This window comes from Myxococcus sp. AB056 (assembly GCF_006547365.1).
In the GTDB taxonomy this organism is placed as follows: Bacteria; Myxococcota; Myxococcia; order Myxococcales; family Myxococcaceae; genus Myxococcus; species Myxococcus virescens.
Map to the genome: position 1 here is coordinate 40,738 of NZ_VHLB01000053.1, position 21,856 is coordinate 62,593.

13 protein-coding genes are annotated in these 21,856 nt (G+C 69.8%); 11 read left to right on the top strand and 2 right to left on the bottom strand.

Annotated features, from left to right (window positions below; all coding sequences use genetic code 11):
- Positions 1–194: 194 nt before the first annotated feature.
- The 7 genes from FMP39_RS22585 to FMP39_RS22615 all read left to right on the top strand — a co-directional run bounded on the left by FMP39_RS22585 (position 195) and on the right by FMP39_RS22615 (position 14,303).
- A complete protein-coding gene (locus FMP39_RS22585; protein ID WP_228558235.1) occupies positions 195–1,901 on the top strand; it encodes an Ig-like domain-containing protein in 1,707 nt (568 codons plus the stop codon).
- 159 nt (positions 1,902–2,060) lie between these two features.
- Positions 2,061–2,522: a response regulator gene (locus FMP39_RS22590; protein ID WP_141592338.1), complete on the top strand. Its 462-nt coding sequence runs from the start codon at positions 2,061–2,063 to the stop codon at positions 2,520–2,522.
- A 119-nt stretch (positions 2,523–2,641) separates the two neighbouring features.
- A complete protein-coding gene (locus tag FMP39_RS22595) occupies positions 2,642–6,466 on the top strand; it encodes an SUMF1/EgtB/PvdO family nonheme iron enzyme (protein WP_141592339.1) in 3,825 nt (1,274 codons plus the stop codon).
- A 78-nt stretch (positions 6,467–6,544) separates the two neighbouring features.
- On the top strand, positions 6,545–7,615 hold the full coding sequence (locus FMP39_RS22600; RefSeq protein ID WP_141592340.1) for an ADYC domain-containing protein: 1,071 nt from the start codon (positions 6,545–6,547) through the stop codon (positions 7,613–7,615).
- Between the two features lie 208 nt (positions 7,616–7,823).
- Complete coding sequence (locus tag FMP39_RS22605) at positions 7,824–9,035, top strand: efflux RND transporter periplasmic adaptor subunit (protein ID WP_228558237.1); 1,212 nt, start codon at positions 7,824–7,826, stop codon at positions 9,033–9,035.
- A gap of 24 nt (positions 9,036–9,059) precedes the next feature.
- Positions 9,060–12,254 carry an efflux RND transporter permease subunit gene (locus FMP39_RS22610; RefSeq protein ID WP_141592342.1) on the top strand — a complete coding sequence of 1,065 codons (3,195 nt, stop codon included), beginning with the start codon at positions 9,060–9,062 and terminating at the stop codon, positions 12,252–12,254.
- Positions 12,255–12,338: 84 nt separating this feature from the next.
- Positions 12,339–14,303 carry a 4-alpha-glucanotransferase gene (locus FMP39_RS22615; protein WP_141592343.1) on the top strand — a complete coding sequence of 655 codons (1,965 nt, stop codon included), beginning with the start codon at positions 12,339–12,341 and terminating at the stop codon, positions 14,301–14,303.
- An 11-nt stretch (positions 14,304–14,314) separates the two neighbouring features.
- On the opposite strand, the gene FMP39_RS22620 is transcribed toward FMP39_RS22615, so the two are convergent.
- Positions 14,315–15,055: a hypothetical protein gene (locus tag FMP39_RS22620; protein WP_141592344.1), complete on the bottom strand. Its 741-nt coding sequence runs from the start codon at positions 15,053–15,055 to the stop codon at positions 14,315–14,317.
- Positions 15,056–15,328: 273 nt separating this feature from the next.
- Between FMP39_RS22620 and FMP39_RS22625 the strand changes: the two genes are divergently transcribed.
- From FMP39_RS22625 to FMP39_RS22640, 4 genes are all read left to right on the top strand, one after another.
- Positions 15,329–16,633: a pyridoxal phosphate-dependent aminotransferase gene (locus tag FMP39_RS22625; RefSeq protein ID WP_141592345.1), complete on the top strand. Its 1,305-nt coding sequence runs from the start codon at positions 15,329–15,331 to the stop codon at positions 16,631–16,633.
- A 95-nt stretch (positions 16,634–16,728) separates the two neighbouring features.
- Entirely contained in the window at positions 16,729–18,027 is a 1,299-nt protein-coding gene (locus FMP39_RS22630; protein WP_228558238.1) for an NTP/NDP exchange transporter, read from the top strand.
- Between the two features lie 46 nt (positions 18,028–18,073).
- The gene (locus tag FMP39_RS22635) at positions 18,074–19,249 is read left to right on the top strand and encodes an NAD-dependent epimerase/dehydratase family protein (RefSeq protein WP_141592347.1); all 1,176 of its coding nucleotides are present in this window, start codon (positions 18,074–18,076) and stop codon (positions 19,247–19,249) included.
- A gap of 137 nt (positions 19,250–19,386) precedes the next feature.
- Positions 19,387–20,886 (top strand): hypothetical protein, encoded by a 1,500-nt coding sequence (locus FMP39_RS22640; protein ID WP_194858521.1) that lies wholly within the window; start codon positions 19,387–19,389, stop codon positions 20,884–20,886.
- Positions 20,887–21,137: 251 nt separating this feature from the next.
- Here FMP39_RS22640 and FMP39_RS22645 read toward each other — a convergent pair whose 3' ends face one another.
- A complete protein-coding gene (locus FMP39_RS22645) occupies positions 21,138–21,422 on the bottom strand; it encodes a hypothetical protein (RefSeq protein ID WP_020478295.1) in 285 nt (94 codons plus the stop codon).
- Between the last annotated feature and the right edge of the window lie 434 nt (positions 21,423–21,856).

Genomic DNA, 21,856 nt, shown 5'->3' on the forward strand with positions numbered 1-21,856 from the left:
TGGCTGGATTCCCAGGCATTGCTCTCGGAAAGAACCGGCATTGCCTGGCACAATCGCTGCAGTCGTGAGCCGAGCCTATGGACTCGATCAGAGTTTTTGCAGTGTGTTTCAGTTCATTGTTCTGGGCTTGCATCAACGTGCCCGGAATCGAAGTTGTGCCTGAAACGCCGGACGCGGGACCTTCGAATCCCGTCGTGACGCTGTCGCTGTCGCGTGCGATCACGAATGGTGATGTCGATGTACGCGTTTCGGTCGCTGAGTTGGTGCCAGAGTCGGTCGAGCTGTTGGTCAATGGCGTCCCGGCAGCGACGTTGCCCCGGCCTTCCTACGAACTGCGTTGGAGCACCCGTGAACTGGATGAGGGCCAGCACGTCTTCACAGCAAGGGTATTACAGGGGGACCGCGTATTCGTGAGTGAGGCGAACGCACTCATTGTCGACAGGACGGCACCGCGGTTGGTGACGCAGAATCCGCGGTCCGGAGACCAGGAAGTCTCCGTGCATTCCCCCATTCAGGCCGTATTCTCCGAGGCCGTTGAGCCGACTACGGTGACTGCTGAGTCCGTCAGGCTCTTGGTCAATCAAATGGATGTCGCCGCGGAGGTACGCCTGTCAGCCGAGGGCACGACGGTGACGCTGGCGCCTGCTGCGCAACTCCCCGTGGATTCAGAAGTATCCGTGATCATCGCGCCTTCGGTGACAGACATTGCGGGGAATGAACTGGATATAACGGCACTTGGCTGGGAGTGGAGCATCCCCAGGTACTTGCCCTACGGCAGGGCAATCTCTTCCGATGCTGCCGACGGAGCGGCTGTCTCGACGTTTTCGCTTGTGCTGGATGACAGAGGAAGGCCTGTCGTCGCCTTTGTCGATGGGCGCACGCCTTCGGACCATGGTGTCTACGTCATGCGGTGGTCAGGGTCGGCGTGGGAGCCGTTGGGGGGCGTACTTGGGGCCATTGCTGAGGAATCGGTCTTCAAAGAGTGCTCCTTGTTGATCGCGCCAGGGAATGAGATTTTTGTGGCTTGGAGTAGGGAGACGGTGGATGGGGCTTCCAGTATTCATATCCAGCGTTGGAATGGAAGCAGTTGGTCTCTCCTGGGGTCCCCCGTCACGACAGTCAATCCGGACGCTAGGTTTGTCTCGTTCGGCTTTGCCGTGAATTCTCAGGGAGAGCGATATCTGACTGTCCTGGCGCAGGTTGCTGGGGCGTCGATGGTTGTGTACGGTTTTCGTTGGGGGGCGGAGCGGTGGGAGGAGTTGGGGCATTCGTTTTCTTTGAATGGGAGTCTGGTTTATTCTGACTTTGGGGCGATGTTCGACTCGCTGGGGCGTCTGGTTGTTTTCTGGGTCACTCGGTCAGGTGAGCGGGGGGCCACATACGCTCATGTCAAAAGATGGACGGGGACACATTGGGAGGGAATGTACCCTTTGAATGATATTGGGGTAGGGGAACCGCCTGTTGTACCTGTGTTGGATGGAGCGGATCGCCTTCTCCTCGCCAGTTCAGCTCAGAGCGTCGGTGAGGGGAGACGGCCTTCTGTCGTCCGTTATGACCCGTTCTTGGGGACCGAGCTCCTCGGTTTTTACCAAGAGGGCCTGTATCCCGGTGAAACAGACGCGACGGTGGAGGTCCTCGACTTCGACCCCGAGGGCCGGTTGGTCGCGCTGCTCTCCGAACCTGAAATCGCGGGTGGTCCCGTGAACCACTATGTCCGCCGGTGGGACGAGAGTTCCTGGTTGCCTATGGGCGCGCCGCTGCTTCCCCGCCCAGGCGCTACGCCCGTGGGACCCGCCAAGTTCTTCATGACGGGCCCCGAGCAATGGGTGCTGGCCCGCATCGAGGAGTCCGAAGGCACTCCCAGCCGACGCCACCTCTACGTCTACCGTCCCAACAACTGATACACAGTCAACGTTTCACCTGTCACCCCACTTGTCCTCCAATGAACACGCACTGGCACTCCGGTCCGCATTCGTTGAAGAGCCGGGTGGGGTGGGCACGTCGGGAGGGGCGTGTATAGATTGTTCAACGCCCGTTCCAACCCGAGAGGCGTCTGTCCCATGAAGAGCACGGCGATGACAGTCCCGGCAGAAGACATGCCAACCGCCAAGGAGCCCGCGGCGGGCGGGAACAAGAAGCGCGTGCTCGTGGTGGACGACTTCGACGATGCCCGGGAGATGTATGCGGAGTACCTGGAGTTCGTCGGCTTCGAGGTGGACACCGCCCGCAACGGCGTGGAAGCGGTGGCGAAGGCCAGCGAGGGCGAGCCCGACATCATCCTGATGGACCTGTCCCTCCCCGTCATGGACGGCTGGGAGGCGACGCGTCGCATCAAGCAGGACTCCCGCACCCGGGACATCCCCGTCATGGCGCTCACCGGCCATGTGCTCGCGGGGAACGCGGAGCATGCCCGGGACGCCGGCGCGGACGAGTTCGTCGCCAAGCCCTGCCTGCCGCAGGATTTGGAGAACAAGATCCGAAACATGCTCAAGCCGAGCAAGGGGAAGGTCCGGGGCGGCTGAGGCCGAAGGACAACACCACTGCTCGGCAACGGACACTCCAGCGGCCCTGGCGTCCGGGAGTCTCCTCCCGCTCGGCCCGTTCAGTTGACCCCTGCCGGACGGATGCATAGGCACCGGGTGTGGGCTCTCCGGCCGCCTCGCCGCCTCCTGATGCGTGGACTCCTCCCCAGGAGTTCGACGAGTACCGCCTTGTGCGGGCCATCGGACGTGGGCGCACGGGGCGGGTGTTCCTGGCCCATGACACGTTGCTCGAGCGCCCCGTCGCCGTGAAGTTCATCCCCGCCCTGGGGCCCAACGCCCTGGCGCGGTTCCTCGTGGAGGCCCGGGCGGCCGCGCGCATCCAGCACCCCAATGTCGTCACCCTCTACCGGGTGGGACAATTGGAGGAGCAGCCCTACCTCGTCTCCGAGTTCATCCGGGGGATGAGCCTGGACCGGCTGCCCAAGCCCCAGCCCTGGGAGCGCGTACTGTCCATGGGGCGGGATTTGGCACGGGGCCTGAGTGCCGCGCACCGGCGCGGGGTGTTGCACCGGGACATCAAGCCCGGCAACGCCGTGCTCACCGAGGCTGGCGAGGTGAAGCTGCTCGACTTCGGCCTCGCGAAGCTCCTGGACCGGGCCGCGGGGGCGGGGGATGGCGCGCCGCCCGCTTCCGGGACTCCGCCGCCGGAGCTGCCTCCTGACCTGGACCCGGAGGCCAGCCCGAACCTGGGCGCGCGCTCGCTGGACGGAATCTTCCTTCCATCGCTGCCGCGCGGCTCGCTGGTGGGGACGCCGTATTACATGTCCCCGGAGGCCTGGGCGGGCGAGGCGCTGACGGCGCGCAGTGACGTGTACTCACTGGGCGTCGTCCTGTACGAGTTGTGCGCGGGCAAGGGCCCCTTCCGGGACGTGCCCTGGCGCGAACTTCCGGCTCAGGTGCGCCACCGGGATGCCAGCCCCCTGGCCCAGGTGGTGTCCGGCGTGGATGCCGGGCTCGCCGCCGTCATCGACAAGTGTCTGCGTCGCGAGCCGTCCGAGCGTTACGCCACCGCCTCACAGCTGCTCGATGCCTTGGACGCACTGACGCGTGACGACACCGTCCAGGTGGTGCCGGAGGGCAATCCCTATCGCGGCCTCCAGGCCTTCGAGGCGGAGCACCGCGCCGTCTTCTTCGGCCGCCGCCGCGAGCAGCGCGCGGTGCTGGAGCGGATGCGCTCGGAGCCCTTCCTGCTCATCACCGGTGATTCGGGCGTGGGGAAGTCCTCCCTGTGCCTCGCCGGGCTGCTCCCCGCTGTCACCGAAGGGGGCCTGGAGGACGGCCGTCGCTGGCGCAGCGTGCGGCTGGTGCCGGGCCGCAGGCCCCTGGCGGCCCTGGTCGCGGCGCTCGCGCCCGTGCTGGAGACGGAAGAGGAGACCCTGGCCGAAGCCCTGCGCGCCGAGCCCACGTCCCTGGTGCGCCGGCTCCGCGTGAAGCTGGGGGCCCAGGAGGGGCTGCTCGTCTACGTGGATCAGCTCGAGGAGCTGGTGACGCTGGCGCCGCCGGTCGAGGCGGAGCTGGCGGGACAGGCCCTGGGGGCGCTCGCGGAGGGCGCCAGTGGCGTGCGCCTGCTCGCCACGGGGCGAAGTGACTTCCTCACCCGGCTGTCCGCCGTGCCCGGGCTGGGCGCGGAGGTGCCGCGCGCGCTGTATCTGCTGCGCGCCTTGTCGCCCGAGGAGACGCGGGAAGCCGTGACGGGCCCCGCTCGCGTGAAGGGCGTGCGCTTCGAATCCGACGCGCTGGTGGATGCGCTCGTCACCTCCACCCTGTCCGCGGCGGAGGGCGGCCTCCCGGTGCTCCAATTCGCGCTGGCCGAGATGTGGGAGGCGCGCGACGCGGCGGCGGGTGTCATGACGCAGGCGGTGCTCGACTCGCTGGGCGGCGTGGAGGGCGCGCTCGCGCGGCACGCGGATGCGGCGGTGGCCCGGCTGCTACCGGACCAGCGGGTGGCGGCCCGGGGCGTGCTCCTGCGGCTCGTCACCGCGGACGGCACCCGCGCGCGGAAGACGGACCGCGAGCTGGTGGGGGACGACGCCCGCTACCGCGCCGCCCTGGAGGCGCTGGTTCACGCGCGGCTGCTCGTGGCGCGCGAGGCCCAGGAGGGCACGTCCTACGAGCTCGCCCACGAGGCGCTGCTCTCCGGCTGGGGCACGCTGGCGCGCTGGCTGGCCGAGGCCTCCGAGCGCCGCGAGGTCCAATCCCGGCTGGAGGCCGCCGCCGCGCACTGGGAGAAGCTGGGCTTCCCGAGCGAATCCCTCTGGGGCCCGCGTCAGCTGGAGGAGACGCGGGTGCTCGACACGGGAGAGCTCACCCGTCGCGAGCGCGACTTCCTGAAGGACTCGCGCCGCACCATGGTGCGCAGCCGGCGGACGCGGCATGCGCTGGTGGTGGGCTTCGTCGTGTCCCTGGGGCTCGTCTACGGCGGGCTCAAGCTGAGGGAGCGTTGGAGCCTGGACCGGCAGGTGCGCGAGGAGCTGGGCCAGGCGGCCCAGGCCTTGAGCGCCGTGCGTCAGGACTGGGGCGCGCTGCGCGCCGAGCGTGACGAGGCCTTCCGCCTCTACGGCACCGGCCGCCGCGCCGACGCGGACCGGCACTGGAACCGGGCCGGTGCGCAAGCGGGACAACTGCGCGGCCGCTTCGACGAAGTGGCCGGACGGCTGGAGCGCGCGCTGGCGTTGGCGCCCGGCCGCGCAGACGTGCGTGAAGCCCTGGCGGACTTCCTCTACGAGCGCGCCCTGTGGGCCGAGCAGGACGAAGACGCCTCGGCGCTGCCCGCGTTGCTCCAGCGCCTGCGGCTCTATGACACGGCGGGCACGCGCTGGCGGCGCTGGAACGCCGCGGCCAGCCTCACACTGGAGACACCTGTCCCAGGGGCGGAGGTGGAGCTGCGTCCACTGACGCGCGATGCGCAGGGCAGGTTTCAGCTGGGAGAGCCCCTGCAAGCGGACCCGGGGCGCTGGCTGAACGCAGCGGTGGCGCCGGGCACGTACCAGATTTCCGCGCGCTCGCTCGGCTACGAGCCGGTGGTGCAGTGGGTGCTGCTGCGGCGAGGCGAGTCGCGGCGGCTCGGCGTGCCGCTGCCGCGCATGGGCAGTGTGCCGGAGGGCTTCGTCTTCGTGCCGCCGGGCGAGGTGAAGTTCGGCAGCGCGGCCGAGGCCAGCGTGCGCGAGTTCTTCAACGCTGTGCCCCTGCACTCGGTGGACGTCCCCGCATTCCTCATGGCCCGGCACGAGGTGACGTATGCCGAGTGGCTGGCCTACGTGGAGGCGCTGCCGCCCGCGCAACGTGCACAGCGGCTGCCTCGCGTGGGAACGGGCGGCTACGCGGGCCTGCTCACGCTGGGGCAGGTGGACGGCGTCTGGCGGTTGCGCTTCCAGCCCGGGAACGAGCCCTACATGGCACGGGCCGGAGAGCCGCTGCGCTACGCCCACCGCACGTCGCGCGCGGAGCAGGACTGGCTGCGCTTCCCCGTCAGCGGCATCACCTTCGCGGACGCGGAGGCCTATGCCGCGTGGCTGTCGGAGAGCGGCCGCGTCCCCGGCGCTCGGCTCTGCTCGGAGCTGGAGTGGGAGCGCGCGGCGCGCGGCGTGGACGGGCGTGAGTACCCGCATGGCGACACCCTGGTCCCGGACGACGCCAACATCGACACCACCTACGGCAAGCAGCCCGGAGGCTTCGGCCCCGACGAGGTGGGCAGCCACCCCGCATCGCGCAGTCCCTTCGGCGTGGACGACATGTCCGGCAACGTGTGGGAGTGGACCCGCTCCTGGCTGGAGCCGGGCAAGGCCGTGGCGCGTGGGGGCAGCTTCGCCTTCGCGGCGACCTCGGCGCGCGCCTCCAACCGCGAGTTGCCGGAGCCGTCCCTGCGCGACGTGACGGTGGGCATGCGGGTGTGCGCGGACGTGGCATCCACCGCGCACCCCTGAGCCCGCCTGCTTGCCCTACATCCGCTCCGCGCGCTACCGGACGGAGGAACCCTGTGTCCGCCCTGGCGTCTGGGGCGGGTGATGCACAGTGGACGAAGCAAGTGCCTGCGGGTCCCCAGGCGAGTTGCTGGGCGGGCGGCCGCTGCGGACATTGATTCCGTGGTCGGGCCGGGAAGGTGGTGGGTGATGGGTGCTTGGAAGCAGACGGTGGCGGCGCTGGTCAGCGCGGTGAGCATGGTGGGCTGTGCGGGGAACGTGACGGAGGCGGAGCCGGTGGCGCTGCGCTCGGGCGTGGCGGAGCTGGTGGCGCCGAACGGACGGAACCTGAATGGCCGCAACCTGAATGGCCGCAACCTGAACACCCCCGAGCTGGGACAGCTGCTCGTGTCCGTGGACCTGGCGGGCGCCCGCATCGCGGAGGAAGTGCTCGGCGAGGTGCGGCTGGAGGGCAGCGTCTTCCACGGCGTCGCCTCCAACGGTCCGGTATCCGGCCAGTCCTTCCTGGGCGCGCGCTTCATCGGCAACCTGAGCAGTGGTGACACCGTGGAGCTGCGCGTTGACGGCATCGAGCCTGGAGCGGGCGCGGACTCGGACGTCTGGGCGTACCTCGTCTCCTACTACGACGCGGCGGATGCCCTCTGGAAGCCCGCGTGCGCGGCGGCGGACGGCTCCGGGCTGAGCGCCATTCCCGTCGCGGGCCGGTGGGACTACCGCCAGGGCGTGGCGGGCGGCGGCGCGAAGGTGGATGACGCCGCGCGCTTCACCTTCGCCTGTGAGGGGGCGGCCATCGCCAAGTGCGTGCGCTTCGGCTACCGGCCCTGGGGCACCACGGCGGACGGCTTGAGTCTGGCGGACCACCACCAGGCGTGCACGCGCATGGTGCGCGCGGACTTCTGCGGCGACGGCACGTCGCACACCACGGATGGCCAGTGGGTGAACCTTCATGACGGCGTGAACGTGCAGACGGATACGGAGGCGTGGCTGCACGAGGCCGAGTGGGACGCCGACGGTGCGCGCTGCTTCACGCAGACGACGCGCGCGGCACAGGCCGTGAGCTGCCCGGGGCAGACGCAGCTCACCCAATGCGGCCAGTGGGCCCACTTCCAGGCCGGCACGCTCATCATGAGCGAGGTCCCTCCCGCGCAGTAGGCGCCGTCCGCTTGGCGTGCCTGAGAAGGCTCGCCAGCCCGTCAGCCCGGCCTGCTTGCTGGCGGTGGGCCTTGTTGTCCTCGGCTACCGGGGGCAGGGGGCCGACACCATGGTTAGCCGGCTCGCCGTGGGGGGCGGGGATGGGAGACGCGCTGTGAGACGGGCTCGAATACGACAGGTCTTCGGCGGAACCTCGGCGGGGATTCTGATGGGACTCTGCGCCCTGTCCGGTTGCCGCAAGGGTGAGGACGCGGCGCCCGCGCCTCGACAAGAGGAGTTGGAGGTGACGCTGGGCCAGGAGAACGTGGCCCGCGCCGAGGTGCGGCAGTTGCGCTCCGGCCCTGGCATCTCCGGCAACCTGCAGGCGCGCACGGCGGCGGCGGTGCGCGCGGAAGTGGGCGGCACCATCCTCGACATCAAGGCCCAGCAGGGCCAGGTGGTGAAGAAGGGCGAGGAGCTGGCGCGCATCGAGGACGTCACGCTGAAGGACCAGCTCATCGCGGCGTCGGCGGCGGTCCGCACGGCCCGCAGCGCGCTCCAGGTGGCCGAGGCCGAGCAGGAGCGCGCCACGAGGCTGTCCAAAGCGGGCGTCATCACCCAGCGCGACTTCGAACGGGCGGAGCTCTCCATGGAGCAGGCCAAGGGGCAGCTTGCGGAGGCGCGCTCCCGGCATGCCCTGGCGCAGGAGCAGCTCAACCGCGCGCGCGTCGTGGCGCCCTTCGCGGGCGTGGTGAGCGAGCGGCAGGCCAGCGCGGGCGACGTCGTCCAGCCCAGCGCGCCGCTCTTCACGGTGGTGGACCCGCGCACGTTGCGCCTGGAGGCCTCCGTGCCCGCCGCGCAGCTCGAACAGGTGCAGGTGGACACGCCGGTGGAGTTCCACGTGACGGGCTACGGGGACCGCGCCTTCCGCGGCACGGTGGAGCGCATCAACCCGGTGGTGGACTCGGCCACCGGCCAGGTCCGCATCTACGTGGCCATTCCCAACACGGACCTCCAGTTGCTGGCCGGCCTCTTCGCGGAGGGGCGCGTGGCCTCGAAGGGCACGCAGGCGGTCGCGATTCCCATCGACGCCATCGACGACACGGGGACCGAGCCCGCCGTGCTGCGCATCCAGGAAGGGCGCGTGCAGCGGGTGAACGTCACATTGGGCCTGCGCGACGAGGTGGCGCGGCAGGTCGAGGTCCGCTCCGGCCTGGAGGAGGGCGACGTGGTGCTGCTGGGCGCCGCGCGGAGCGAGGTGGCGGAGGGCGGGCGCGTGAAGGTGTCGCCCCCGCGGCCGGAATCGAAGCCCGTGGAGGAGGCGGGGCCCGGCGTTGGCGGCTCGGAGGCACCGCCGCCTCCGTCGTCGGGAGCAATGCAGCCCTCGCCGCGGCCCGCGTCCACGCAACCACCGGCGGAGGACGCTGCGCCGTCCCACTAATGCTCCAAGCCTGGAGTCACGTCCGTGTTCATCTCAGACTTCGCCATCAAGCGCCCCATCATCACCATCACTTCGATGCTGGCGCTGGTGGTCTTCGGTCTCGTGTCGCTGGGACTCCTGGAGACCGACGAGTTTCCCGACGTCCAGCCCCCGGTGGTGAGTGTCACCATCGTCTATCCAGGCGCTTCACCCGAGACGGTGGAGCGGGAAATCCTCGAGCCCATCGAGGATGCCATCTTCGCCATCAGCGGCGTGGACCCGAAGGAGACGACGTCCATCGCCACCGACGGCCTGGCGTCCTTCACGGTGTTCTTCGACTTCGAGAAGGACATCCAGGAAGCGACGCAAGACATCCGGGACGCCATCTCCAGCAAGCGCGCGGATCTGCCACAGGAGATGGAGGAGCCCATCCTCACGCGCTTCGACCCGGCGGACCAGCCCATCGTGTCGCTGACGCTCACCTCGGAAGGGCTGGACGTCGCGGCGCTGTCCCTGGTGGCGGACCCGACGGTGGTGGGCGAACTGCGCTCGGTGCCCGGCGTCGCCCAGGCAGAAGTCGTCGGTGACGTGGCGCGGGAGATGACGGTGCAGCTCAAGCCGGAGGCGCTCCAGGCCGCGGGCTTGTCGGTGGCGGAGGTGGTGGCGGCGCTTCAGGCGCAGAACCTGGCGGCGCCGGTGGGCCGCATCAACGCGCCGCTGACGGAGGAGTCCATCCGCCTCAAGGGCCGGCTGGAGAAGGTGGAAGACTTCCGGACCATGGTGGTGGCCTCGCGCAACGGTCAGGCCATCCGCCTGGAGCAGGTGGCGGACGTCTTCGTCGGCGCCGAGGAGCCGCGCACACTGGCGCTCTTCAACGGCGCCCAGGCGGTGGGCATCGACGTGCTCAAGGCCCGGGGTTACAGCACCACCGAGGTCGCGGACGCGGTGCGTGAGCGGGTGCAAGCGCTCCAGCAGCGGCTCCCCGCGGGCGTGAAGCTCGAAATCGTGCGCGACGCCGGTGTCCGCGTGGAGAACGCCGTGCACAACGTGCAGTCCGCGCTGGTGGAAGGCGCGCTGCTCACGGTGCTGGTCGTCTTCGTCTTCCTCAACTCGTGGCGCTCCACCGTCATCACCGGCCTGGCGCTACCGGTGAGCGTGCTGGCGTCCTTCATCAGCGTGTGGGCCTTCGGCTTCACGCTCAACACCATGTCGCTCTTGGGCCTGACGCTGGCCATCGGCATCCTCATCGACGACGCCATCGTCGTGCGAGAGAACATCGTCCGCCACGTGGAGATGGGGAAGGACCACTACACGGCGTCGCGCGAGGGCACCTCGGAAATCGGCCTCGCGGTTTCGGCGACCACCTTCTCCATCGTCGCCGTCTTCGTGCCCGTGGCCTTCATGTACGGCGTGGCCGGCCAGTGGTTCAAACCCTTCGCCCTCACCATTGCCTGCGCGGTGCTGGTGTCGCTGTTCGTGTCCTTCTCGTTGGACCCGATGCTGAGCGCGTACTGGCCGGAGCCGCCCAGGAAGGAGAACCCGGGCTTCATCACCCGGACGCTGAACCGCTTCAACGCCTGGTTCGACCGGCAGGCGGAGCGCTACAAGCACGTCATCGCCTGGGCGCTGGACCACCGGCTGGTGATGGTGCTGGTGGCGGTGGGCTCGCTGGTGGGCGCGTTGGTGCTCCAGGGTACCGTGGGCGGCGCCGGCTTCGTGCCGGTGAGCGACCGCGCGGAGGTGGAGCTGCTGGTGGAGACGCCGCCGGGCTCCAGCCTGGAGTACACGCGGCGCAAGGTGGACGAGGTGACGCGCACCCTGCGCGCCCACCCGGAGGTGGACTACACCTACGCCACCATCGGCGTGCCCCTGGCGCTCAGCGCGCCCGGCGTGGACCAGGCCCTGGTGTACGTGCGGCTCAAGCCGAAGGCGGAGCGCGACATGAGCCAGGACGCATTGGGCGTCCAGTTCCGCGAGGAGATGAAGCGCATCGGCGGCGCCACCGTCTCCGTCTTCACCTCGGGCTTCGGTGGGGCCTTCAAGCAGCTCCAGTATGAGCTGCGCGGACCGGACCAGCGGGTGCTCACGCAACTGGCGCAGCAGGTCCAGAAGGAAGTGGCGCAGGTATCCGGAGCGGTGGACGTGGGCCTGTCCACGCGAGGGCAGAAGCCGGAGCTGGAGGTGGAGCTGAATCGCGGGCTCGCCGGACAGTTGGGCGTGACGGTGGGGCAGGTGGCCCAGGTGCTGCGGCCGGCCTTCGCGGGCCTGGACGTGGGCGACTGGGTGGACCCGATTGGGGAGACGCGAGACGTCATGGTGCGGCTGGCTCCGGGGGCGCGTGACAACCCCAATGACTTGTCGCAGTTGCCCGTCTCCGTGGGCGCGGCGGCGGGTGGGCCGCCCCGGCTGGTGCCGCTGGGGCAGGTGGCGGACATCCGTCAAACGTTGGGTCCGGCGCAGGTCACACACTTGAACCGTGAGCGCGTCATCAACGTCCAGGCGAACGTGCAGGGGCGCTCGTTGTCGGAGGTGGGCGCGGACATCCAGAAGCGGCTGGACGGCGTGAAGCTGCCGCCGGGCTACACGCTGACGACGGGCGGCGAGTCCGCGGACCAGGCCGAGGTGTTCATGCGCGTGTTCATCGCGCTCGGCATGGCGCTGATGCTGATGTACCTCATCCTGGTCATCCAGTTCGGCTCCTTCCTGGACCCGCTGGCCATCCTCATCTCGCTGCCGCTGTCGCTCATCGGCGTGGTGCTGGCGCTGCTCATCACCGGTGACACGCTCAACCTCATGAGCCTCATCGGCATCATGCTGCTGATGGGAATCGTCGCGAAGAACGCCATCCTCCTCATCGACTTCGCCAAGTGGTCGCACGAGAAGGGCATGCCCCTGCGCGAGGCGCTCATCGAAGCGGGCCGCATCCGTCTGCGCCCCATCATCATGACGACCTTCGCGCTGGTGGCGGGCATGGTGCCGGTGGCCATCGGCGCGGGCGAGGGCGGCGACTTCCGCGCGCCGCTGGGACGCGCGGTGATTGGCGGCACGCTGACGTCCACGCTGTTGACACTGCTGGTGATTCCCACGGTGTACGAAATCCTGGTGGACGGCCGGACATGGTCCACCCGCATGCTGCGCAAGCTCTTCCGGATGAAGCCTCCCGAACAGCGGCCTCACGTTCCGGGCGGAGGCGGCGGCCGTGGAGAGCCCCGGCCCGCTCCTCAGGCGCGGCACGATTGAGGGCTCGACAACGAACGGGCGCGTTAGGGACGACAGGACGGTTGGCGCATCGCACCAGGGGCCGTAGGGTCAGCCCCTTCCGCCATGTCTCGCGCCTTGCTGCCTGAAAACCACCACCGACTCGTCACCGAAGCCCTGGCCGCGCTCGACGTCCGCAACTGGGTGCTCAGCATCCACGACCCGAGTTTCCCCAGCCTTCCAGAAGAGGACACGGGCTGGGGCTCGCCGTACTCAGAAGGGGCGGCGCGCTTCCTCGCGTTCTCCCGGGAGCTGGGCTTCAACGGCATCCAACTGGGGCCGCAGGGGCAGGTGACGGAGTTCAACGCCTCGCCGTATGACGGCACGCTCTTCTCGCGAAACCTCCTCAACGTGGCGCTCGCGCCGCTGGAGGCCCCCGAGCCCTGGGGCGCGCTGCTGCCACCGGGCCGCGTGGCGCAGCTCGCCGCCAGCCGCCCTTCGGCGCTGCCCCCCGGGGAGCGCTTCCGCCACGCCTTCCGCGCGCAGACCACCCTGCTGAACGAAGCGTGGCGCACCTTCCAACAGAAGCGTGCGGCGCCGGACGCCGCTCCGTCCATCCGGGCCCTGGCTTCGCGCTTCGACACCTTCCGTCGGCAGCACCGGGCCTGGCTGGTGCGGGACGCCCTCTTCGACGTGCTGTGCGAGGAGAAGCGCGAGCCGGACTGGCGGCGCTGGGCGGACTCGCTGGACGGACGGCTGTGGAACCCCCGTCCGGAGGAGGAGGCGGCGGCCGTCGCGCGCCTGACGCAGTTGGAGCTGCGCTACGCGGACACGCTGGAGCGCTACGCCTTCTGTCAGTTCCTGGTCCATGCGCAGCACCAAGGGCTGCGCGAGCGCGTGGGCGCATGGCGGTTGAAGCTGTACGGCGACCTCCAGATTGGCCTGTCGCCGCGCGACGCGTGGGCCTGGCAGGGCCTCTTCCTGCGCACCTACCTCATGGGCGCGCCGCCCAGCCGGACGAACCCGGACGGCCAGCCGTGGAACTATCCGGTGATGGACCCGGAGCAGTACTTCGAGCCGGACGACGCCGGAACGAACGCCGGGAGCCGCAACGGGCCCGTGCTGCGCTTCATGAACGCGCGCATGGACAAGATGCTCGGCGAATACGACGGGCTGCGGCTGGACCATCCGCACGGGCTGGTGTGCCCGTGGGTGTACCGCGCGGACCTGCCGGACGCGCTGTGGTCCGTGCAACATGGCGCGCGGCTCTTCTCGTCACCGGACCTGCCGGACCACCCGGAGCTGGCGCACTTCGCGCTCGTGCGCCCGGAGCAGGTGGACCGCGCCGTGCCGCGCTACGCGGACCGCTGGGTGAAGGACCTCACGCCTGAACAGGTGCGCCGCTACAGCGTCCTCTTCGACACGGTGGTGGAGGCGTCCCGGCGCAACGGGCGGCAAGTGGGCGACTTGCTCGCGGAGGTGCTCAGCACGCTGCCGTACCCGCTGGAGCGCGTGCTGGCGCAGTACGGCCTGGGCCGCTTCCGCGTGACGCAGAAGGCGGACCTGCACAACCCGTCGGATGTGTACCGCAGTGAGAACGTGGGCCCGGAGGACTGGGTGATGGTGGGCAACCACGACACGAAGTCCCTGTGGCGCCTGGTGGCGGACTGGCAATGGAAGGGCACGCTGCGCGCGCAGGCGGAGTACCTGGCCGCGCGCTTGTGCCCCGAGCCCGCGGAGCGCGAGGCCTTCGCGCGCGAGCTGTCCACGAGCCCGGGACGGTTGGCGCAGGCGAAGGTGGCGGACCTGTTCGCCAGCCGCGCGCGCAACGTGATGATGTTCTTCACCGACCTGCTCGGGATGCCGGAGACGTACAACGCGCCCGGCACGGTGGATGAGCGCAACTGGTCCCTGCGCGTGCCCCAGGACTGGGCGCGGGAGTACCGCGAGCGGTTGAAGGGGGACGCCGCGGTGAACCTGCCCGCGGCGCTCGCCATGGCGCTGCGGGCGCAGGGGGCTCCGGCGCGCGCGCGGCACCAGCGCTTGCTGGAAGGACTGGACGCGCTGGCCCGCGAGCTGCGGGCCGGGTGACGCCTGGGCCCTCAGTGCTTCACGTCCACCACGAGGCGAGTCGGGTCGCGCAGCTCCATGACGCGGAAGTCGGTGGGGGCCTTGTTTCCCAGCACCCACGTCACCTCGGCCTCGAAGTCACACGTGCGTACCAGCTCCAGCAAGGTGGGCAGCTTGGGCTTCATCTCCAGCGCGGCCACGGTGGCCCGGCCCTGGTCGTCATGGCCACGCGCGGGGGTCAGCGTGACTTGGAGGAAGCCCTTGCCGGCCAGCGGCGTCTCGTCCCCGGAGCCACACTGGATGATGGGCTTGTCCACGTACTGGAGCTGGTAGCCGGGGACCTGCGGCCCGTCGAACTCGAACACCACGCGGTCGAAGTCGGCATGCGTGCCAGCGCGCACCGAGCGCAGCGTCACCGACTGGGCCGGGCGCCGCTTCATCGACACCGGGGTGGTGGTCCACTCGCGGTTCTTCGGGTCCTCGGCGGGAGCGTCTCCCGCGGGGGCGTCCGAAGGCGGCTCTGTCTCACTTGGAGGCGCGCCGGCCACTTCCTCATCACCCATGGAGGCCGTGTGCACGGGGGGCTTGGCGGCGGCCTCGCCCTCGCGGGGAATGGTGCCCAGGGGCGGCGAGGTGCGCGGCGCTTGGACCTCGGGCTGGGGCTGCGCGCCGGTGGGCGCCGCGGCGGGTTCCTCCTTCTTGGAGCACCCGGCGAACGCCAGACACCCGGCCAACCACAGCGACGTCATCCTGCGTCCGGACCGCGTCATCATTCCCCTCCTGCCAGGGCCTGCGAGTTCGGGACTGCGGCCCCTCGTCTCGCACGGGCGGCGGCCCGGGGGCCAGTGTCACGAGGGGAAAGCGGGCAAAGATAACACCCGTGGATGGCCCCGGGAGCGCTGGAAATTTCCACGGAGGACCGGTTGCCCCGGAGGGCCACCGTCACCACGAATGGATGACACAGGACGGTGGGGCCGCGACTATCGTCCGCGCCGCAAGTCGTCCGCGCGGCCCCCGAACGCGCACGAACCGGAGAGCATCCTCCCATGGCCCCCCTCGACCTGACCTCTCTTCCCCGCCCCTCCAAGGACGACGCCACCGTGGGAACGATGGCGCGTGGCATCGTCGGCAGCGAAATCCTCCGCATCGCGGCGGAGATTCGCGAGCGGGTCGCCAAGGGACAGAAGGTGTGCAACCTCACCGTGGGCGACTTCAACCCGCGCGAGTTCCCCATCCCCGACCCGCTGCGGGAGCACATCACCGCCGCGCTCCAGGCGGGCGAGACGAACTACCCGCCGTCGGATGGCGTGCTGGAGCTCCGTCAGGCCGTGCAGCGCTTCTATGCGCGCTCGCTGGGCCTGAAGTACCCGCTGGAGGGCATCGTCATCGCGGGAGGCGCGCGGCCCATCATCTACGGCACGTACCGCAGCGTGCTGGATGCGGGGGAGACGGTCGTCTACCCGGTGCCTTCGTGGAACAACAACCACTACGCGCACATGATGGACGCGAAGAGCGCGGTGGTGGTGACGGACGCCGCGCGGGGCTTCATGCCCACCGTGGAGCAACTGGCGCCGCACCTGGGCGGCGCGCGCCTCTTGTGCCTGTGCAGCCCGCTCAACCCCACCGGCACCATGATTGAGCCGGATGCGCTGGGCGCCATCTGCGAGCGCGTCGTCGCGGAGAACCGCGAGCGCGAGAAGCAGGGCCGCAAGCCGCTCATTCTCATGTACGACCAGATTTACTGGGTGCTGAGCTTTGGCGCGGCCAAGCACGTCACGCCGGTGTCGCTGGTGCCGGAGGTGGCGCCGTACACGGTGTTCGTGGACGGCATCTCCAAGGCCTTCGCCGCCACGGGCGTGCGCGTGGGCTGGGGCGTGGGGCCGCCGACCATCATCGCTCGCATGCGGGACGTGCTCGGCCACGTGGGCGCCTGGGCCCCCAAGGCGGAGCAGGTCGCGGTGGCGCGCTACCTCGACGACACGGCGGCGACGGAGACCTTCCTGGAGGGGATGCGCAAGTCCGTGGAAGCGCGACTGGAGGCCTTGCACAAGGGGCTCACGCGCATGCGCGAGGCGGGGCTGCCGGTGCAGCACATCGCGCCCCAGGGCGCCATCTACCTGTCGGTGCGCTTCGACCTGGTGGGCAAGGGGGGCCTGCGCTCCAACAATGACATCCGCAAGCTCCTGCTGGAGAAGGCGAACCTGGGCGTGGTGCCCTTCCAGGCCTTCGGACTGGACGCGGACACGGGCTGGTTCCGCCTGTCGGTGGGGGCCACGTCGGTGAAGGAAATCGAGGAGGCGCTGCCCCGGGTGGAGGCGGCGCTCCGCGAGGTCCTCTCTTCCGGCGCGTAATCCTTGCGACATCTTCCCGCCGCGCTCGTTCCATCATGGAGGCCCTGGGAATACGTTGCCCGGGGCCTCGTTGGGCCGCTCACGTGAATTCCTCCATGCTCAGGCGATTCGTGGACGTTCGGGACGAGGAAGTCGGCGCCGTCCGCTGGTCGTTCCTGTATTTCTTCACGCTGATGTGTGGCTATGCCATCCTCCGGCCCATCCGCAACGAGATGGGCACGGCGGGCAGCGTGAAGGGCTTGGATTGGCTCTTCACCGCCACCTTCCTGGTGATGCTCGCGGCGGTGCCTGCCTTTTCCGCCCTGGTGTCGCGTTGGCCCCGGCGGGTGGTGATACCTCGCATCTACCGCTTCTTCCTGCTCAACCTGCTGGGCTTCTTCGTGCTCTTGAAGCTCGGGGTGGCGCGGGAGACGGTGGCGCGCGTCTTCTATGTCTGGTTGAGCGTCTACAACCTGTTCGTTGTCTCCATCTTCTGGAGCTTCATGGCGGACGTCTTCGCCAGCGGACAGAGCAAGCGGCTCTTCGGTTTCATCGCCGCGGGCGGCACCACGGGCATGCTGGTGGGGCCCTTCCTGGTGGGACGGCTCGCCGAGCCGGTGGGCCCGGTGAATCTCATCCTCATCTCGGTGGTGCTGCTGGAGGTGAGCGCACAGTGTGTGCGCCGGCTGAGCGGCTGGGCCCAGGACGTCCAGCAGCAGCCCCCGGCGGCGCAGGGCCCGGTGGGCGGCGGCGTGCTCGCGGGGTTGCGGCTCATCGTGACGTCGCCGTTCCTGCTGGCGCTGGGGCTCCAGGTGCTGCTCTACGCGGCGACCTCCACGTTCCTCTACTTCCAGGAGGTGCGGCTCGTGGCCGCGCTTGGCAGCGACGCGGCCAGCCGTACCGCCCTCTTCGGGGACATCGACTTCTACGTGCAACTGGCGACGCTGGGGTTGCAGACGCTCGTCACGGGGCGCGTCATCTCCTGGCTGGGGTTGGGGGCGGGGCTCGCCGTGGCGCCGGTGGTGACGGGCCTGGGCTTCCTGGGGCTGGCCGCCATGCCGGTGCTGACCGTGCTCATCCTGTTCAAGGCGGTGCGCGGCGCCAGCCACTACGCGCTGGAGCGGCCCTCGCGCGAGGTGCTCTTCACCACCGTGGACCGCGAGGCGCGCTACAAGTCGAAGAGCTTCATCGACACGGTGGTGTACCGCGGCAGCGACACGGTGAGCGCCTGGCTCCAGGGGGGCCTCACGAAGCTGGGCCTGGGCATGACGGGCCTGTCGCTTGCGGCGGTGCCCCTGGCCGGGCTGTGGCTGGGCGTGTCGCTGTATCTCGCGCGCCACCAGCGAAGGCAGGCGGAGCCGGTGCCGGCCGCCGCGCCCGAGGCGCCGGTGTCCGAAGAGGTCGCGGCCCGCTAGCGCTCATCCACACGCAGTCAGTCCACACACGCAGGAGGAATCCCGCATGACGCTGTCTCGCAGGAGTGTGATTCAGGGAGCGGCCGCGGTCGGCTCGCTCTGGGCCATGGGGTGCGCCACCACGGGCACGTCCGGCACCGCCGCGTCTTCCACCCAGGGGCAGGGGGAGCAGTCCTCCGCGCCCGCCGCGCCGTTGCGCATCCTCATCCTGGGTGGCACCGCGTTCCTGGGGCCGGCGCTGGTGGAGTTCGCGCGCTCGCGGGGCCACACCATCACGCTCTTCAACCGGGGGAAGACGAAGCCGGGCCTCTTCCCGGACGTGGAGAAGCTGACGGGCGACCGCGACCCGAACAAGGGCGAGGGCCTGAAGGCGCTGGAGGGCCGCAAGTGGGACGCGGTGGTGGACACCTCCGGCTATGTGCCGCGCATCGTGCGCGCCTCCGCGGAGCTGCTGGCGCCGCACGTCCAGCACTACACCTTCGTGTCCTCCATCTCCGTCTACAAGGATTTGTCACGGCAGGGGCTCGACGAGACGGCCACCGTGGCCACGGTGGAGGACGCGGCGACCGAAGACGTGGAGAAGCACTACGGCGCGCTGAAGGCGCTGTGCGAGCAGGCCGCCGAGACCGCCATGCCGGGCCGCGTCTTCAACGTGAGGCCGGGCCTCATCGTCGGGCCGGATGACCCGTCCGACCGCTTCACCTACTGGCCGCTGCGCGTGGCGCGTGGCGGTGAGGTGCTGGCGCCCGGCGACGGCGTGGACCCGTTGCAGTTCATCGACGCGCGGGACCTGGCGGCGTTCATCATCCGCTCCGTGGAGGCCCGCACCACCGGCATCTTCAACGCCACCGGCCCCAGCCAGGACCTGCTGATGCGGGACTTCCTGGCGGCGAACAAGACGGCCCTGGGCAGCGACGCGCGCTTCACGTGGGTGGACACCGACTTCCTCACGAAGCACAAGGTGGAGGCGTGGTCGGACATGCCCGCCTGGATGCCGCGCAACGGGAAAGAGGGCGGTATCGGCAAGGTGAGCATCGCCAAGGCGCTGGCGGCGGGCATCACGTTCCGCCCGGCCGTGGAGACGATTCGCGACACGGTGGCCTGGTTCAAGACGCTGCCTCCCGAGCGTCAGGCGAAGCCGCGCTCCGGCCTGTCCGCCGAGCGCGAGAAGGAAGTGCTGGCCGCGTGGCACCAGGAGCGCGGCACCGCCAACGCGGGCTGAGCGAGCCTTCGAGCGCGGGGACGGGCGGAAGGGGGCAGGTGCAGCGCCACCTCGCACTGCCCGTCCTTGCGTCCGGGGACGCGGGTTTGGCAGGAAGGGTGGGGCAGCGCGGCCTGCTGCCTGGGGGAACGACCATCATGATGCCCGACCTGCTGAAGGACGCCGTATCACCCATCCTCCGTGCGCGCGGTGCGTCCATGCTGCTGGCCGCGCTGCTGGCTGCATGCGGCGGCAAGGACGTGCGGCCGGAGGCGCCGCCCGCGGGTGACTGTGCGCCGCTCCGACTGGAGCGGGATGTGAATCTGGAAGGCTTCCACACCGACCGCTTCGAGTGGCGCGACGCGGACTGCAAGCCCCGCTCGGCGTCGCTGGTGCGCAATGATGCCACGGACCCCAAGGGGTGGACGGGCGGCTACCTGCGCCGCTACACCTACGAGGTCGCGGGCGCGACGCGCGTCTGTGATGGCTCGGACGGCATGGTGCCGGGCTGGGGCATCGTCGCGAGCCACCTGCGCGTCAGCCCGCCGTGGGGCAACTGGACGGAGGGCATCCGGGGCACGTGGCGCACGCTCTTCGAGGGCCGCCACCACGCGCTTCATGAGTTCCGCTGGCCCATGGAGCTTGGTGGTCACGTTGTCGACGTGACGGTGCATTACCTCTTCGCCACCGGGCGGAGCCATCCGCTCTATGCCATCACCCATGATGCGTCCCGCGCGCCACCCGACGTCATCAACGCGGACGTGCGCTCGCCCTACGGTGATATCGTCTTCGATGGAGACGGCAACGCGGACATCTCCGGCGTGGGCTGGGGAGACCGCTACCGCTTCGTGACGCTCGGTGCCGGGCCGCTGACGCGGGCGAGCGGCTGGGACTACCGCGAGCCCAACGTGGTGCCCTACACCCGCATGTGGATTGCGTCGCCCGACGCGGAGATGGGCGTGGTGCAGACGCAGACGTGGGCGCAGAAGCCCGCGGGCGGCTACTGGCAATACCCGTCCTGGGGGCAGGTGGACGAGGACGGCCCCATGCCCGAGGACTGGAACTGGACCTACCAGCTCAACCAGTACGAGCTGCCCGAGCAGGGCCCCACGCGCTCGCACCGGATGGCGTGGGGGAGCAACTTCGGCGCGGTGGGCTTCCGCGAGTACCCGCGCTACAGCGACGACGCCATGCTGTCCGGCTACCCGTACCAGAGCTACTCCGTCTTCATGGTGCTGGGCACGCACACCTCGGACCCGGTGCTGCGGCTGGCGGCGGAAGTGGAGGCCTGGCAGGGCGTGCGGCTGACGGCCACCGAGGGCCGCGTCCTGGACCAGGGCCCCGGTGGGGTGGGGCGGGATGACTCCGTGGCGCGGGATGTGCCCGGCTACAACCCGGTGTATGCCACCTGGGAGGCGGAGGTCGGCGCCAACAACCGCGCCTCGCTGCGCTTCGAGACGAACGGCCGCGTCCTGGCGAATCCCATGCTGGTGCTGCGCGGTTACACCGCGTCCACGCCGCCCACCCGTGTCACCCTGGACGGCCAGGCGCTCTCCGCGGACGTGGACTACTTCGCCTCCGTGGACGACGCCGGCAACGCGCTGTGGCTCACCCTTCACCGGACCGTGACGGGCTCGGCGGCGCTGTTCGTGGAGTGAGCACCTGGGCCGGGTGCCCCGCAAAGCAACGAGGGATGCCCCGATGGACTCGGAGCATCCCTCGGATTTCGACCCATCTATCGGGTTCGCCCTCCCCCTCTGGCGAGCGTGACCCCGGGTCCCCCATCCACAGACGTTGCCGCCCCCGCGGCGCCGTCTTCCTACCCGCCCTTGGTGTGTGTCCGGAGGGCCTTGGACCCCTCCAGCGAAACTGCGTGTGACACCTTCCCCCTACACCGCTTACGGCCCCTTCAGGTGCGCGTGCCCGGTGCCCCCAGCACCGTCACTCGGGGGAGCCGAGGCCCCCCCTTCACCTGTCCTGCTGCGTCCCAGGGCACCGCGGGCCGTGAGAGTGCCCGCAGCCGTGCCTGTGTCTGAGCGCGTCCGAACGTCTGCGGGCGCATGGACGCCACCCGCGTTACGTCCCTCGACTGGATTTGGATGGCTGCCGTTACGGCTGAATTCGCCAGGACCGCCAGCTGTGCCCGCTTCGCCCCCGCGAAGGTGGCCAGCTCCGGAATGACGATGCCCTCCAATGCCCCCCCAGTGGCCTCGAGCCACTCCCCCCGGGAAAAGCGCCTCGGCCGTTGAGCCGTGGCCCTGCTTCCCTTGTCGCCGTGCGACACTGCACCGAGCCTCGTGTTTCCCCCAGATGCCCCCCGGCCCGGTCCATACGCGACGTGCGACATGCGTCTTCCCCCCGTTCGGTCCGCCGAAGTGACTGGCGACAAGGGCATACTGGCTCAGACCCAGGATGGAGTTTTCCGCCTCCGCGCCAATTGCTTGCGTGAGCGCGCCAGCGTGTCTGGCGTGTTTCAGTGGGTGTTGGCGGGGGGGATTTTCCGCGTCTTCTCAGAGACCTGGAAGGTGGCGGGTGGGACGAGGGGCGAGCAGGCGCCACGGGTAGGGCGAGGCGGGACTCGGAGATGTCAGCCTGACACGATAGGGGAGTGGCTCACACTGCGTCTCC